General features: G+C 42.1%; 15 protein-coding genes. 14 read left to right on the top strand and 1 reads right to left on the bottom strand.

The annotated features are described in order from the left end of the window. The first annotated feature begins 6 nt into the window (after positions 1-6). Together gltB and J2Z20_RS11145 are read left to right on the top strand one after the other, a co-directional pair. On the top strand, positions 7-4,608 hold the full coding sequence (gene gltB / locus J2Z20_RS11140) for a glutamate synthase large subunit (RefSeq protein ID WP_209849684.1): 4,602 nt from the start codon (positions 7-9) through the stop codon (positions 4,606-4,608). Between the two features lie 230 nt (positions 4,609-4,838). Continuing rightward, positions 4,839-4,994 carry a hypothetical protein gene (locus tag J2Z20_RS11145; RefSeq protein WP_209849687.1) on the top strand — a complete coding sequence of 52 codons (156 nt, stop codon included), beginning with the start codon at positions 4,839-4,841 and terminating at the stop codon, positions 4,992-4,994. 65 nt (positions 4,995-5,059) lie between these two features. Here the strand turns inward: J2Z20_RS11145 and J2Z20_RS11150 are convergent, their stop codons facing one another. Continuing rightward, positions 5,060-5,431 carry a helix-turn-helix domain-containing protein gene (locus J2Z20_RS11150; protein WP_209849690.1) on the bottom strand — a complete coding sequence of 124 codons (372 nt, stop codon included), beginning with the start codon at positions 5,429-5,431 and terminating at the stop codon, positions 5,060-5,062. 206 nt (positions 5,432-5,637) lie between these two features. On the opposite strand from J2Z20_RS11150, the gene J2Z20_RS11155 reads away from it, so the two are divergent. The 12 genes from J2Z20_RS11155 (at position 5,638) to galU (ending at position 16,555) form a co-directional block, all read left to right on the top strand. Next, positions 5,638-6,075, top strand: a complete 438-nt coding sequence (locus J2Z20_RS11155) for a hypothetical protein (protein ID WP_209849693.1) — start codon at positions 5,638-5,640, stop codon at positions 6,073-6,075. A gap of 93 nt (positions 6,076-6,168) precedes the next feature. Beyond that, on the top strand, positions 6,169-6,927 hold the full coding sequence (locus J2Z20_RS11160) for a tyrosine-protein phosphatase (protein ID WP_209849696.1): 759 nt from the start codon (positions 6,169-6,171) through the stop codon (positions 6,925-6,927). A 53-nt stretch (positions 6,928-6,980) separates the two neighbouring features. After that, positions 6,981-7,733 carry a YveK family protein gene (locus J2Z20_RS11165; protein WP_209849699.1) on the top strand — a complete coding sequence of 251 codons (753 nt, stop codon included), beginning with the start codon at positions 6,981-6,983 and terminating at the stop codon, positions 7,731-7,733. Beyond that, the gene (locus tag J2Z20_RS11170) at positions 7,714-8,400 is read left to right on the top strand and encodes a CpsD/CapB family tyrosine-protein kinase (RefSeq protein WP_209849701.1); all 687 of its coding nucleotides are present in this window, start codon (positions 7,714-7,716) and stop codon (positions 8,398-8,400) included. Before J2Z20_RS11165 ends, J2Z20_RS11170 begins: the two co-directional genes overlap by 20 nt. Positions 8,401-8,441: 41 nt before the next feature. After that, positions 8,442-9,152, top strand: a complete 711-nt coding sequence (locus tag J2Z20_RS11175) for a sugar transferase (protein ID WP_209849704.1) — start codon at positions 8,442-8,444, stop codon at positions 9,150-9,152. A 20-nt stretch (positions 9,153-9,172) separates the two neighbouring features. Next, on the top strand, positions 9,173-10,285 hold the full coding sequence (locus J2Z20_RS11180) for a nucleotidyltransferase domain-containing protein (protein ID WP_209849707.1): 1,113 nt from the start codon (positions 9,173-9,175) through the stop codon (positions 10,283-10,285). Between the two features lie 18 nt (positions 10,286-10,303). Then, the gene (locus J2Z20_RS11185; RefSeq protein ID WP_209849709.1) at positions 10,304-11,251 is read left to right on the top strand and encodes an LCP family glycopolymer transferase; all 948 of its coding nucleotides are present in this window, start codon (positions 10,304-10,306) and stop codon (positions 11,249-11,251) included. Positions 11,252-11,511: 260 nt separating this feature from the next. Then, complete coding sequence (locus J2Z20_RS11190; RefSeq protein ID WP_209849712.1) at positions 11,512-12,309, top strand: hypothetical protein; 798 nt, start codon at positions 11,512-11,514, stop codon at positions 12,307-12,309. Then, positions 12,306-12,593 carry a PqqD family protein gene (locus J2Z20_RS11195; RefSeq protein ID WP_209849715.1) on the top strand — a complete coding sequence of 96 codons (288 nt, stop codon included), beginning with the start codon at positions 12,306-12,308 and terminating at the stop codon, positions 12,591-12,593. The genes J2Z20_RS11190 and J2Z20_RS11195 overlap by 4 nt, the downstream gene beginning before the upstream one ends. Positions 12,594-12,641: 48 nt before the next feature. Continuing rightward, positions 12,642-14,867 carry an ABC transporter ATP-binding protein gene (locus tag J2Z20_RS11200; protein WP_209849717.1) on the top strand — a complete coding sequence of 742 codons (2,226 nt, stop codon included), beginning with the start codon at positions 12,642-12,644 and terminating at the stop codon, positions 14,865-14,867. Positions 14,868-14,870: 3 nt separating this feature from the next. Beyond that, a complete protein-coding gene (locus tag J2Z20_RS11205) occupies positions 14,871-15,368 on the top strand; it encodes a DUF1854 domain-containing protein (RefSeq protein ID WP_209849720.1) in 498 nt (165 codons plus the stop codon). Positions 15,369-15,667: 299 nt separating this feature from the next. Further along, a complete protein-coding gene (gene galU / locus J2Z20_RS11210; protein ID WP_209849723.1) occupies positions 15,668-16,555 on the top strand; it encodes a UTP--glucose-1-phosphate uridylyltransferase GalU in 888 nt (295 codons plus the stop codon).

A 16,555-nucleotide genomic window follows, 5' to 3' on the forward strand; every position in this document is an offset into this window, starting at 1 on the left:
GGTTCCATGAGACATACTGGCTTACCTCCAAAACAGGGACTCTATGATCCACAATTTGAAAAAGACGCGTGCGGGATGGGATTCGTTGCACACATTAAGGGTAAACCTTCCCATGAAATAGTGAGTAACGCACTTACCATGCTGGCGAATATGGAGCATCGCGGCGGGCAAGGAAGCGAACCCAATTCAGGTGACGGCGCAGGAATTATGATTCAAATTCCGCACCGTTTTTTTGCAGCAGAAGCAAATAAATTAGGATTTAATCTTCCTGATCCAGGTGGATACGGTGTAGGAATGATATTCCTATCTCATGATGTCAACGTTCGCGAACGCCATGAGCAAATGCTCAAAGATATCATTGAGGAAGAAGGACAACAATTCCTAGGTTTCCGTACCGTACCAACGTATGATGAAATGCTTGGAAAATCGGCAAAGGCTGCAAAACCTTACGTGCGTCAAGTGTTTATTGGACGGAGTTCAGAGCTTGCGGATCAAGATGATCTAGCATTTGAGCGGAAGCTTTATGTCATTCGCCGCCGTGCGGAACTTGCGATTCGTTACAGCGGTATCGAACATGGGGATTCGTTCTATATTGCCAGTCTTTCTTGCCGCAAAGTGGTTTATAAGGGGATGCTTACCACTTCACAAGTTGGGCAATTTTACTTGGACTTGCAAGACGAAACGTTAGAATCGGCGATTGCTCTGCTGCACTCTCGTTTCAGTACGAATACGTTCCCAAGCTGGGAGCGGGCGCATCCGTATCGTTTTATGATTCACAATGGGGAAATTAATACGCTTCGCGGGAATGTGAACTGGATGCATGCGCGTCAAGCTTTGTTCGCGTCTGAAGTATTCGGTGATGATCTGGAGAAAATTAAACCAATCATTAATCCGGACGGTTCAGATACAGGGATGTTTGATAATACGTTTGAATTTCTATATTTAAGCGGGCGTTCATTGCCGCATGTTGCTATGATGATGGTTCCAGAGCCTTGGAGCAATCATGAGAGCATGGATGAGACGAAAAAAGCATTTTACGAATATCACAGTACATTGATGGAACCTTGGGATGGACCAGCGGCAATGGCATTTACCGATGGTGTTCAAATTGGTGCTATTCTAGACCGGAATGGACTTCGTCCATCACGTTATTATGTAACAAAGGATGATATGATTGTGCTGTCTTCCGAAGCGGGTGTTCTCGATATTGCTCCGGAAAACATACTGTATAAAGATCGCCTTCGTCCAGGCCGTATGCTTCTAGTAGATACCGCTGAAGGACGTATCATTTCGGACGAAGAAGTGAAATCAAAGATTGCTTCTGAGCATCCTTACCGGGAATGGCTTGATGAGCATCTCGTTAATTTGGAAGATCTGCCTGAATCCCCGGAACTTCCAGAGCCTAAGCATGATAATGTGCAGCAGCTTCAGCAAGCGTTCGGATACACATATGAAGAATTACGCAAAGTTATTGAACCGATGGCATCGACCGGTGCTGAAGCAGTGGCTTCGATGGGGTACGATGCTCCGCTTGCCATTCTATCGGATCGTCCGCAGCGGCTGTTCAACTATTTCAAGCAAATGTTTGCCCAAGTTACAAATCCGCCAATTGATGCGATTCGTGAGGAGATTGTAACTGCGACTGGAACGACGATAGGACCTGAGCGGAACCTGCTTCAGCCTGAGCCTGAAAGCTGTCGTCAAGTTCGTCTAGATACACCAATACTGTCGAACGAACAATTTGCCAAACTTCGTCATATTCGCCGTCCAGGCTTCAAATCGATGACGATACCGATTTTCTTCCCGGCAGCGGAAGGGGCAGAAGGTCTGCGGAAAGCACTCCAAACGCTTTGTGATGCAGCCGATCGTGTCATTGAGAAAGGACATAACATTATCATTCTATCCGATCGCGGAGTTGATCAAGAGAATGCGGCTATTCCGTCGCTTCTAGCTGTATCTTGTTTGCATCATCATTTAATTCGCCGCGGCACACGTACGAAGGTGAGCATTTTGCTTGAGTCGGGTGAACCTCGTGACGTGCATCATTTTGCGCTTCTGCTCGGTTACGGCGTAAGTGCGGTCAATCCGTACCTTGCGTTTGAAACGCTTGATGATATGATTCAGCAAGGTATGCTGCGCGGTATTTCACATGAGAAAGCTGTGAAAAACTTCATTAAAGCAGCGACAAAAGGCGTTGTTAAGATTTTGTCCAAAATGGGCATTTCAACGATTCAATCGTACCGCGGCGCCCAAATTTTCGAGGCAGTCGGCTTGAGGGAACAATTTGTGGATCAATACTTCACATGGACACCTTCAAGAATCGGCGGAATTGGACTTGAAGAGGTTGCAGTTGAAACTCTGGCCCATCACAATCGCGCATTTACAGATAAAGACGGAAATGATAAAGTGCTTGATTCTGGCGGTGAGTATCAATGGCGTGCAGATGGAGAAGAGCATCTGTTCAATCCGCAAACGATTCATTTTCTGCAGCAAGCAGTAAGAACGAATGACTATAAGCTGTATAAAAAATATGCCAAACTGGTCCAAGGTGAGAATGAGCAGCATCTAACGCTGCGATCACTTCTTAAGCTCAAACCAGTCGGCGATCCAATACCTCTTGAAGAAGTAGAGTCTGTTGAATCAATTATGAAACGGTTCAAAACAGGTGCGATGTCTTTCGGTTCCATCAGTAAAGAAGCCCATGAAAGTCTCGCTATTGCGATGAACCGAATTGGCGGTAAGAGTAATACAGGAGAAGGCGGCGAAGATCCAGCGCGATACATTCCTGATCCAAATGGCGATTCGCGCCGGAGTGCGATTAAGCAAGTTGCATCTGGACGCTTTGGTGTTACGTCAAATTACTTAGTAAATGCTGATGAAATTCAAATTAAGATGGCGCAAGGTGCTAAACCGGGTGAAGGCGGACAGCTTCCTGGCCGTAAAGTTTATCCTTGGGTTGCGGAAGTTCGGGGATCAACTCCAGGCGTAGGTCTTATCTCACCGCCTCCACATCACGACATCTATTCTATTGAAGATTTGGCAGAGCTGATCTACGATCTGAAAAATGCAAATCCAAGAGCGCGCATTAACGTAAAACTAGTTTCGGAAGTTGGTGTAGGCACGATCGCAGCCGGCGTTGCTAAAGGCCGTGCAGATGTTATCCTAATCAGTGGCTATGACGGAGGAACGGGTGCTTCACCGCAAGCATCCATAAGACATGCAGGAATGCCTTGGGAAATTGGTCTCGCTGAAACACACCAGACGCTCATGATTAACAACTTGCGCGACCGAGTCGTACTTGAGACGGACGGTAAAATGCTGAATGGACGCGATCTCGCTGTTGCTGCTTTGCTAGGTGCTGAAGAGTACGGCTTCTCGACAGCTCCGCTCGTAGCATTAGGATGCATTATGATGCGCGTCTGTCAGATGGATACATGCCCAGTTGGGGTTGCTACACAAAATCCAGCGCTCCGCAAAAACTTCACTGGTGACCCAGCGCACGTCGTCAACTTTATGAGATTTGTTGCGCAAGATTTGCGAGAAATTATGGCGGAACTTGGCTTCCGCAGCGTTCAAGAAATGATCGGACGGACGGATTGTCTAGATACCGTTAAAGCGGATGAACATTGGAAGAAAAGAGGTATTGATCTATCCGTGCTGCTTCACGTACCGGAAATGCCAGAGGGCAGCAGCCGCTACAATACACAGCAGCAAAATCACGGCCTGGAAGAGACACTTGATATGACGCAGCTCTTAGACATAGCTGCTCCTGCAATTGAGCGCGGTGAACCTGTGAAAGCTACATTGCCAATTTGTAACGTGAACCGTGCCACAGGTACGATTGTCGGTAGTGAAGTCACACGTAAATATGGTGCTGCAGGGCTTCCTGAAGATACGATTCAATTCACATTCGTTGGATCAGCAGGGCAAAGCTTAGGTGCATTCATACCTAAAGGGATGACTTTAATCGTCGAAGGCGACTCCAATGACTATGTTGGCAAAGGATTATCGGGCGGTAAAATTATCGTTAAACCTTCTCCAAAAGCGACTTTCGTCCCAGAGGAAAACATTATTATCGGCAATACTGCCTTCTACGGCGCGACGAGTGGCGAAGCTTATATCCGCGGTATTGCAGGTGAACGGTTCGCGGTTCGTAACTCCGGAGTGAACGTTGTTGTTGAGGGTGTAGGAGATCACGGATGTGAATATATGACAGGCGGACGGGTCGTTGTTCTTGGAGATACAGGGCGTAACTTCGCTGCAGGGATGTCCGGCGGCATCGCCTATGTCTATGATCCAAAAGGCACGTTTGTAACCCGTTGCAACTTGGAGATGGTACTTCTGGAACGTGTTGAAGAGGCAGATGAAGCGGCAGAACTTCGCGGTATGATCGAACGTCACGTTCTATATACAGACAGCAGTGTCGGACAAAATATCTTAGATCATTGGGATGAGTTATTAAACAACTTTGTCCGTATCATTCCTAAAGATTATAAACGAATGCTGGAGCAGATTGACAAAGCCCAAAATACGGGTCTATCCGGCGAAGCTGCATTACTTGCAGCGTTTGAAGCGAACATGCGAGAGCTGGCTCGTACAGGGAACTAATACGATTCTTTGAATTTATAGTGATCAATGAGGGACTCAAGAAAATGCCTTTCGAGGGATTTTCTTGAGTCCCTTTCTTTTCGACAAAAATAGAACCTCTCTCGTTTAGGAGCGGGGTCATAAGACGACAACCTTTGGAGTTTTATTCGCTTATAATAGGAGTTGTTTCCTAGACAGGACAAAACTATTTTTAGGTATAAAAGAAAAAAGAAATAAGTGAGGTTGTCTGAATGAATCTGGAGCACGACAGTGGGGAAAAACAGAGCGATGAAAGTAAAATCAGTCCGCTAAAAGTCGAAATCGACATCCTTCGGATTCTGCAGCAAAGCGGGATTGAGTATAATAACTGGGTACAATACATATCTTCACAAGAATTTTCTTCATAAATAGCCATAGAAAAGCCTCATTTACGAGAAAACTTTCATGAATCTCGTGAATGAGGCTTTTCGCATTAAGATTTCATGGATCTCTCCATACGCACAAAAGCAATAAATCTTTTGGCTTCTTCTTCGGTCAATGCTCGTCCGTCTACAGTTAATTGAAAACGTTCAAGAATATCATCATCTGATAACTCTAATTGGTCGACAAATTGTCTTACATCTTCATCGAGAACATTTTCCTGTTTTGCCGTTCTGCCAATCAAGTAGTCGATGGAAACTTTGAATAGATCGGCTAGCTTATTTAGCACTTCGAAATCAGGTTTACGGCGATTTTTCTCATAATGAGAAAGAGCTGCGCGTGTAATGCCAATTAGGCTGGCAACTTCTTCTTGTGTCCATCCCCGCTGTTCCCGCAGTTCCGCAATGCGATTTCCATACTTCATGTGTGATCCTCCTATGATTGCCGTGGAAAGTCATCCTATTTGCAAATATTTGCATTAATAATCAAGAGAATACATAATATTAACTTGACACAATACGAATTGTATCGTATCTTGAGGTTATTGTGATACAAATTGTATCATAAATTATTGTTGTCTGAAAGTCTTATTTATATACTTACAAATTTCAATGTTAAAGGAACGAAGCTATGAATCCATATATCCATGGTTGGACATCGATTCAGCTTAAAGCGCATTTAACGGTTCATAAAGTTCGAAGTGAATATGTTGTTAGTGGTCATCGTCCAGTTCTTCTGCTAGGACTAAGTCCATCGACACTTCAGTTTGTTAGTGACCTAAATCTGCCTGTTACACCCGATGTGCTGTACTGCTTTGAAATAGAAGATCACAGAAATACGATTTGCATCACCGCAAGTGTAGAGTCTAAAGTGAGTTACGACAATGCGGTTTATTACCGGGCGGATATACATTATAGCGATAATCAACGAATGAAAGTAACTAGCTTTTTAAACAGCATGATAGTTAGACCGGACAATACACTTAAACAACTTCGTTACGATTCAGAGTATTTTCACTGGGCCTTAGATCACAATCTAATATCAAAGCTGATCGATATTAAAATTTAGGCATTTACTTACATATTACTATATTTCCTGTATATACGCATTAGTTCTTTTACCTCAAAAAAATCGTAGCGTAAGATAGGGGAGATTAGCTGGATGATCGACATTCACTCTCACATATTACCGGGAATTGATGATGGCGCTAAATCGTTAGAGGAAGCGCTTGAGATGGCGAAAACTGCGGTATTGCAAGGGATTCATACGGTTATAGCTACCCCTCATCATCTTAATGGCCTCTATGAGACACCTGCCAAATTAATTAAGCCAATAATAGATTCATTAAACGATCAACTATATATCCATAACATTTCACTTCGCATTGTAGAAGGGCAAGAAATCAGAGTACATGCTGCACTTGTAAGTGAATTGTACCAAGGAAATTTATGTACACTCGCGGGAAGCCGTTACATGCTGCTTGAGTTACCGAGCAGACTTGTCCCCAGATACTTAGACGATGTGCTTCACGAGTTAAACGTATGTGGAATTACGCCAATCATCGCGCATCCTGAACGAAACTACGAAATATTGTACTCACCTTCCATTTTGAATCATTTAATTGACCAAGGCGCCCTTTGTCAAGTGACAGCACATTCCATCATCGGACATTTCGGCAAAAGAGTGCAAAAACTTTGCATTCAACTTTGTAAAAATAAAATGGTCCACTTCGTCGCATCCGATGCCCATCATCCATTTCGCAGAGCTTTCGCGCTCGTAGAGGCTTATCGAATTATCGGGAGGCTGCTGGGCGATGAACTTGTTCATATTTTCAAGCGGAATGCACAATGTGTACTGAATAATGAACTCATTGTTTATGAAGAGCAGGTTGCTAAGAAACGCAGATCGGTATTTTGGTAGTGATTTAAGTGCTTAGTAATAACAAAATAACGATCAATACTGGGGGTTTACAAGTGGAACTAAAGGAATTTATCCGCGTCATCCGAGAAAAGTTGTGGTTCATTATTGGGTTGATCATTGTCGTATCGGCTTCAGTGGGAATTCAAAGTTACTATTTTACACAGCCAATGTATCAAGCCAGTGCCAAGTTAATTGTCAACCAGTCGGTCCAATTGGGTGGAGTGAACGTACTTGACTTCAGTTCATTGCAGACAGATATTACGGTAATTAACTCTTATATAGAGATTATTGAATCATCAGCGATTATGGATAAAGTGGCGGCGCAGTATACAGAGCTTGGAGTTTCATCGAAACAACTATCTAATATGATTACCGTTAATTCAGCAAATCGTTCCCAAGTCATGGAATTGGTTATCTACGATACCTCCTATAAGAGAGCAGCAGAAATTGTAAATGCTGTGGCGCATGTATTTAAAAATGAAATTCCCAGCATTATGAAGGTAGACAATGTTTCGATCCTGAGTGAAGCTAAGCCTGACGAAAGAGCACTGCCAATCAATTTGAATCCGGTTATTAAGATCATTATTGCAGGTATCGTATCCGCTATGATGGCGGTTGGTTTAGTTTTTTTGATGGATTATTTGGATGACACGATGAAATCGGAAGTTGAAGTGGAAAGAGAGATCGGATTACCTACATTAACGGTCATAGCTAAGATTAAAAATCATGATGTCCGCACACCAAAAACATCCGCGTCAGCTTTACAACAAGTCGGGGAGGGTAAATATGCCACGATCAACCAATAAAAATAATTTAGTTACTGTCATTAATCCAAAATCCCCGATTGCTGAAGCTTACCGAACGCTGCGTACGAATATTCAGTTCTCGTCGGTTGATAAACCAATGCAGGTTATTATGGCTACTTCCGCTCAAATGTCTGAGGGCAAGACGACAACGATTAGCAATTTGGCAGTGGCTTATGCTCAAGAAGGTAAAAAAGTGCTTCTCATTGATGGTGACCTTCGTAAGCCTTCTTTGCATCAAGTATTTGTTCAATCAAATCATACCGGACTTACAAATGTTTTAACGAATCAGTACAGTTTTGAGGATGTTATTAGAGAAACGGATGTGGAAAATTTATATATATTAACATCTGGTCCGATTCCACCTAATCCAGCTGAGATGATAGGCTCTCAGAAAATGCAAGGATTGTTGAAAGAACTCAAAGAACTTTACGATGTGATCTTGTTTGATACACCGCCTGTTTTATCAGTAACTGACAGCCTCATCATTGGTTCAATGTGTGATGGAGTTATTCTGGTTATACTTGCAGGCAAAGTGAAGAAGAGTGCGGTATTGAAGGCTAAATCTAAATTAGAACATGTGAAGGCTCATCTATTGGGGACTGTACTCAATAACCTCAATCGTAAGGATAGTCAGGATCACTTTTATTATTATGGAGGCAATCTTTAGGATGGTAATAGGAAAATAATATTTTGCGGAGGTCATTACGAATGAGCTTATCTACGCAAAGAGAAGAGGGAGACATACTGTTAGAATCAAATCCTTACTATTCTAGGTTGATTTCAAGCACGCAGGTACGAACTGCTCGGTCCAAAAAAAACTATTTGATTCTGAAAAGAATTGTTGATTTCACAGGTGCTCTGTTGGGGTTAATCCTATTATTTCCGCTCTTTATTCTGGTTGCACTTCTCATAAAAGTTGAAGATTTTAATGGACCTATCATTTTTCATCAAATTCGCATTGGTAAAAATGGTACCCCATTTAAAATGTATAAATTTCGATCCATGGTACATAACGCTGAGGAATTGCTTGAACAACTGCTTGATCAAAATGAAATTAGCGGTGCCATGTTCAAAATGAAAGTGGATCCTCGTGTTACAAGGGTTGGCAGAATCATTCGTAAAACCAGCATTGATGAGTTGCCGCAGTTATGGAATGTCTTAAAAGGAGAAATGAGTATAGTGGGGCCTAGACCGCCGCTTCCTAGGGAAGTCGAGCAGTATAGTACGTATCACAAACTGCGGTTATCGGTCAAACCGGGATGTACGGGACTGTGGCAAGTTAGCGGACGAAATCAGCTTAGCTTTGAAGATATGGTTGAGCTCGATTTGAAATACATAGATGGTCGGAATATAAAAATAGATATTCAAATCATGATGAAAACAGTCTCGGTCATGCTGGGAGCCAAAGATGCATACTAGGGATGAATGAAGGGGGTTCTATGGATACAACGATTACGTTTATTTCAGAACTGTATCAAGGTCAACTATCACCATTAAGAGATCAGGTTGAGTATGAGCATATACTCGGTGATATCAAGTGTTTTGGTGCAGAAGCTCAAATATACCATATGCTGCGAGAACAGGAGCTGATGAATGCTGTTCCAGATTTCTTTACCAAGGAATTAAAGCGCCGTGTAGATCCTGTATTGTTTCAAAATTTATTTATTAAATCAGAGCAAAAGAAAATATTAACGGCCTTTGAACAGCAAGGCATTCCGGTTATTCAGCTTAAGGGTGTATGGTTCACTGAAAGGTATTTCAAACATATTTCTGCCAGGGCAACGAGTGATATTGACTTGCTTGTTCACCCTGAGGATGTGCAGAAGTCTGAAGACATACTGAGCGAATTAGGATTTCACTTTGAAGAAGGTGACCCGGCGCATTTTCATATCTTGCTAGCTAAATCATATGATAATCCACTATATTCTCGATTAGAGACTGAAATTCACTGGAATATATCTAGACAAAATAATTCAAATACGGAAATTGATTACTTCTGGTCCGAGTCTAGCCTAATTAGCAATTATACGTATGTAAGAGAGTTATCTCTGCAGCAGACGTTCTACCATATTTGTCTCCATGGTATTAGTCATCATATGAGTTCGTTGAAATATATTTTAGATATTTTGCAATTGATTCACTATTACGGCGATGATATGGATTACGAAAGGCTGCTTCATCAGGCTAGTTCTGATCACAATTACTCTAAAGTTGTACTCGCACTTTCTCTAGTGTACAAATTGTTTCCTTATCTTCAAGAAAGGAAGCCGCTGTCAGTACACAAAAAATATCCGCTTTGGAGCATGGATTTGGCAAGACGTGTGATGCAGGAACAGAAGGACATCCGTTATTTTTTCTTTCGTGTTAGCTCCGCATTTGCAACATACGACACTTGGAAACACAAGCTATCCAGTCTGAGGTATATCTTATTTCCTCCTCAAGTGTACTTTAAACATGAGATAGGCGAGGAAAAATCGGTTATTAAAAGTTACTTTAAGCTCTATCTATCGGTCGTTCGAACTTGGTTGAATGCCAAATCAAAGACCTTATAGGCGAGGAGAATGACCCGAATGAAATATTGGAAACGTATAACCATTTTAACGTTAAGTGTAGTTATTATCGGTATTTGGGGATATGGTTTCTATTTGTATCAGTCGGTCAAATCAACAGCTAATCATATCTACGAGGCTCGAAAGCCCACTGAGATCGTCGTGAGCATTCAAGAACAGAAAGGTACCAAACTGAACCAACAAGGGATAAAGCAAGAGACAAAGAGGATCGATTTGAAGAAACGTGATCCATTTACTGTGTTATTAATGGGGGTAGATGAGCGCCAGGGGGATCGTGGTCGTTCAGATACTCTAATTGTGCTGGCTGTTAATCCTGAAAAAGGGTCAATCCTTATGTTTAACATCCCTCGTGACACGCGAACAGAAATCACAGGCCATGGAACCATAGATAAAATCAATCATGCCTATGCATTTGGAGGCGTTGAAATGGCTCTGGATACCGTAGAGCATTTTTTGAATTACCCAATCAATTACTATATTAAAGTCAACATGGAAGGCTTCGCGAACATGATTGATTTAATTGGCGGTGTCCAGGTGGATAATGCTTATACGTTTAAGTATGAAGGATACATTTTCAATAAAGGTGAACTTAAGCTTCATGGAAATGAGGCGTTAGCATATTCTCGCATGCGTTACGATGATCCTAGAGGCGACATAGGCAGAAACAGCAGGCAGCGAGAGATAATAAAGCAATTGTTAAACAATGCTCTGCAAATGAACAATATGACTCAAGTAGATGCTCTACTAAAACAAATACGGGCTAGTGTAAAGACAAATATATCATTTGATGATATGAAGACGTTTCTTATGGATTATCGTTCGGATCTGAAAAAATTGGATACGGCCGAAATTCAAGGGAATGGACGAACTATAGATGGAATTTGGTATTACATCGTAAAAGATGAAGAACGTGAGCGTATTCATGAATTATTAAACAATCAGCTGTGAATAAAATGATACAAAAATCGCGTTGACAATGATACAAATTGTATCGTAATATAAACCTATACCAAGCAATGGAGGTGATACAAATGGCTGATAACGGAACTCCAGAAGTAGTTGATCAAGGAACAGTAGAGTCAGGAACATGGCACGGCAGCGGCAGAAAATAATCGCCGGCGATGTCGTAGTGAAAGATGACTGGTTAGGTTAATGAATTGTTCCAAAAAGTGCTTCATAATACTTAGATGAAGAAGAGGTCGAGAACCATGTTCAGTTTGCTAACTCAAGTCGGTAGACAACGAATTTATTTTCAGGTAGACAGTGAGCGTCTACGGGACTTCATTTATAGACGGTACCGCGTTTTGCGGGAAGGTGCTTTGGAGACGGTCGAAGCGGATTTGCAGGTTAAAGTTTATGACCTATACGGCAAGGCCTATAATGATGATCAGTCTGTAGTCATTCAGGAAACTGATGATTCGATTACGTTTACTAGACGAGACTATATGCTGACTGCGTCTCTCGATTACAGCCAAGCAACGATTCACACACATGATGATTTTTCCTTAAGGCACGCACTCCTCAATTTATTTAGCTCATGGTTAATTTATCATCGGAAGGGTTTGCTGGTTCATTCATCTTGTATTGTTGAGCATGGGAAAGCTTGGATGTTCTCAGGTCAATCAGGTGCTGGTAAGTCGACTGTTGCGCAGTTATCCCTTCCGCGTCCAATTCTCTCAGACGAGGCAACCTTTGTATACATAGAGGACGATGGTCAGGTGGTCATTTATGATTCACCATTCCGCAGTGAATGGGAGAAACCATGCGAGCTAGTGAGTAGTCCTCTTGCAGGGATACATTTTCTTATTCAGTCACCTGATGTGTACCGCGTCCCTCTTAGTAAGGGGGACGCCTTCATCCAGCTTCTCGATAAAGTTTTCTTTTGGAAACCGAACCATTTTGAAACCGCTAAAATGATTTCTATCTGCAAACAAGTTATGCAGGCAGTCCCTGCGTACCATTTATATTTTCAGAAAAATGATACTTTTTGGGAGAGAATTTCATGAGTGAGATGTTAACCGGAAGTTTAATCAGAAAAGAAAACGTAGAAGTGGCGCAATTTGATGGCGAGTGGATTTTGCTCGAATTAGACAAAAATACGTTCACCAAAGTAAATGAAGTTGGTGGATATGTATGGTCTATTATTCCAGATTGTCCAACTGCTGCGCATATAGTAGATCGGGTGCATGCTGAATATGGTGCGGATCGGGCAGTCGTAGAACGTAATGTTGCAACATTCATCAATAAATTGGTGGAAATTGGATTGATCTCTTTTGAATATAGTGGTTGAAATTGACGAAGCCTGTATACCTCTATTAAAGGACTGTGATCAACGGACATGAGTATATTTTCACCTTATTTTAAGCGAAGAAAAGATCAAGAGATATCATTTGTCACGATAGAACACAGTCATACGCCTTGGCTTCGTCTTAGAGCGGATGTAAATGCTCAACTTCAATTTCAAGATTATGAAGTTCTCCTATACGAAGATCGCTTAAAGGTTGTTGATTCTAAAGGAATTATATTACTTAATATTTTGAAAGAGTTCATTCAAGATGTAACGCTTCGTAGTAGCGTAGGAGGCGTCGCATTATACATAAGAACTGATGACCATGAGCAAGAAATTGCAAGGTGCACGATTCCGTATATCGATACTTATAGAGCCGCCATGTCCTCTATTGAACAGTGGCTGCAGCATCCAGCTGAGCGGGATAATGATGGCGAGGAGTTAAGAGCTGTCCATGGCGGGACGTGCTCAAAATGCGGCGCAACATTACGACCTGGGCAAAGCTCATGCCTTAAATGTAAAAGCAAAATGTTTCAGTTGACTCGCGTACTCCGCTATTGTCGTCCCTATCAGAACCAGATGCTGGTGATGCTTGGGATTCTTATCGTTTCCGTATTTGTGGACCTTGCTCCTCCATATATGACGAGTTTAATTATTGATGAAGTTTCTTCCTCACAAGGTAAAGCAGAAATTTTATTGTGGATGATTGTTACGCTTGCACTCATTCAAGTGGCGAGTACAGGAATGCAAATATTAAGAGGATTTCTTGGGATTCGAATAGGCAGTAAATTAATTGGAGATATCCGCAAAGATATGTTCCATTCGCTTATGGAACTATCGATGCGTTTTTTTGATAAAAGGCAAGTTTCCCAATTTATAGGTCGAATTAATCATGACACGAATGATCTTAGAGATTTTCTTTCAGAAGGTATGATTCAGTTCGTCACTCAATCGTTGACTGCTGTATTTATTCTTGCCATGCTGCTTCATTTGAACTGGCAGCTAACACTTATGATACTTCTTCCAACACCTCTGCTCATTATGGGTATGATGTGGTTCTGGCCTAAAGTAAGAACACTCTGGTATGCCCAGTGGCAATCTTCCATCAGCATTCAAAATCGAATTGGCGAAGCATTACAAGGTATTCGCGTGATTAAAGCATTTGCTCAAGAATGGAATGAGAAGCTTCATTTTGACAAAGCAAATGATCAACTGGTACAGCGTAATATTTCCATTCAAAATATGTGGCTGAGCATTACGCCATTATTTTCTTTATTTACTGCACTTTGCGGTGTTTTCATATGGTATGCAGGAGGCAGGTACGTTCTTTCCAATCAAATGACAATCGGGACGTTAAGTGCGTATATCGCTTATTTATCCATGTTCTTTGGACCGATGAAATGGTTTGTTCAATCGATGAGCTGGGTAAACCGTGCTTTAGGAGCATCGGAACGAATTATGGAAGTGATCGAAGCGCCTATAGATGTAGCTGATGGCCCTAACGCTGTTCATTTGCCCTCCATTAAGGGAGAAATTCGTTTTCAAAATGTGCACTACGGCTATGAGAAGGATCGTCAAGTACTGCATGATATCGATTTGACGATTCGTCCTGGAGAAATGATTGGGCTTGTGGGACATTCTGGAGCGGGTAAATCAACGATGGTGAATTTGATGCTGCGGTTTTATGACCCGGACTCAGGAAACATATTCATAGATGGACATCACTTGAAAGATATTAAGCAAGAGGATTTACGTAAACACATCGGTGTGGTTTTACAAGAGACCTTTCTATTTGATGGAACGATTGCTCAAAACATAGCGTTCGGTTGTCCAGACGCTGAGCCAGAGCAGATCATTCACGCAGCGAGGATAGCGAATGCACACGATTTCATATGCAGGCTGCCTGACGGGTATGACACCAAGGTGGGAGAAAGAGGACACCGGCTGTCAGGTGGAGAGAAGCAGAGAATAGCTATTGCTAGAGCTGTGCTGCTTAATCCGCCCATTCTTATTTTGGATGAAGCGACAGCATCTGTTGATACGGAGACAGAGCGGCAAATTCAAGAGGCGATTCAGCGGCTTATTCAAGGAAGGACCACAATTGCCATTGCTCATCGACTGTCTACACTGAAAAACGCCGATCGGATAGTCGTTATGGAAAAGGGACGTGTGGTTGAGATGGGAACACATCAGCAGCTTTATGAGAGACGAGACCACTACTACCGGCTAGTTGAATCCCAGAAGCAAAACAGAGATACAACGATGGAGGTCGGATAATCAATGAAGCATATTACATATATGAACCGGGTCAAACCATACTTGATCCGGTTTTTTCGCAGTAAGGATGGTACACTGCATGCAGAAGCTGACGGCAAGTGGTATGGTCCAGTGAAGTTAATACGTACATTTCCCTTTTCAATGCCGGAACAACATATTTCGGTTCGTTTAGAGAATGGGGATGAGCTCATGATGATTCCGCATCTTTCTCAATTAGATGAAGGAAGCCGCAGTGAAGCACTTGAGGAGTTAGCACGCTGTTACATGCTTCCTTCCATTACAAAAATCGTTTCAATAAGCAGAAAGGGATGGGATTGGTCTTGGGTAGTTCATACCAGCTATGGAATGAAGACATTTAAAATGGATAATTTGCACGATAATATGTACCAAGTTACAAGTATGAGTTGGGTAATCACAGATCAAGAAGGACGCCGTTATGAGCTGAGTGGAGTAGAGGATATGGATAAAGTAAGCCAAGCACAGTTCAAGAAGATTAAATGACATGATAACCACCAATCGATTATACAAAATGTATCGCTTGACATCGATTTATACGTGGTGTAAAGTGAAACCAAAATGATACATTTTGTATCATTCAGGTGATGTCTACTGAACCACTATCACCGTAGACACTCGGTCATGCTGTGGGTGCACAAGGATGAGGCCTTAGACGTTCATCGTCGATGGTGTGATGTGAGGCAGGGTTAAATGCCCTAATTTATAAATTTAATTGTTTTATAGCTATAGTTGTTCATAATCTGTCACTTTAGATACAGCGGTTTACATGAGGAGGACGCATAATGGCAAAAGTGAAAAAAGCCATCATTCCCGCAGCCGGGTTAGGTACCCGTTTCTTGCCTGCAACAAAGGCAATGCCTAAAGAAATGCTGCCAATCGTAAATAAACCAACGATTCAATATATTGTTGAGGAAGCTATTGAATCGGGTATTGAAGATATTATTATCGTTACTGGAAAAGGTAAAAGAGCGATTGAGGATCATTTCGATCACGCCTTTGAACTGGAACAAAAGCTTCTCGAAAAGCAAAAATTAGACCTGCTGCACGAAGTTCAGCGTCCTTCCAAAATGGCTGATATCCATTACATACGTCAAAAAGAACCGAAAGGGCTAGGGCATGCTGTATGGTGCGCGCGCAAGTTTATCGGCAATGAGCCGTTCGCTGTGCTGCTCGGGGATGATATTGTCAGTTCTAACATACCATGCATCCATCAGCTTATGCAGCAATATGAAACGACAGAAAGCTCTATTATTGGCGTGCAGCCTGTACCTATGGAAGAGGTAAGTCGCTATGGAATTATTGACTGGGTAGAACATTATTTAAGCTTGTATCGTGTCAATCATTTAGTCGAGAAGCCGCCTCAAGACAGTGCCCCTTCAAATCTAGCCATTATGGGCCGTTATATTCTAACCCCACGGATTTTTAACTTTTTAGAGCAAATGGAAGTGGGTATCGGCGGAGAAATTCAATTGACAGATGCCATTCAAAAGCTAGCTGAAGTCGAGGAGGTATATGCTTATCACTTTGACGGAATTCGTTACGATGTGGGCGAAAAACTTGGTTTTATATTAACATCGCTTCAATTTGCCCTAATGAAAGAAGATCTGCACAAGCCTCTTTTGGATGAACTTGAAAAAATCATTGCTAATTATAAAACATTAACGAGATAG

It is taken from the genome of Paenibacillus sediminis, assembly GCF_017873765.1.
GTDB lineage: Bacteria > Bacillota > Bacilli > Paenibacillales > Paenibacillaceae > Paenibacillus_AG > Paenibacillus_AG sediminis.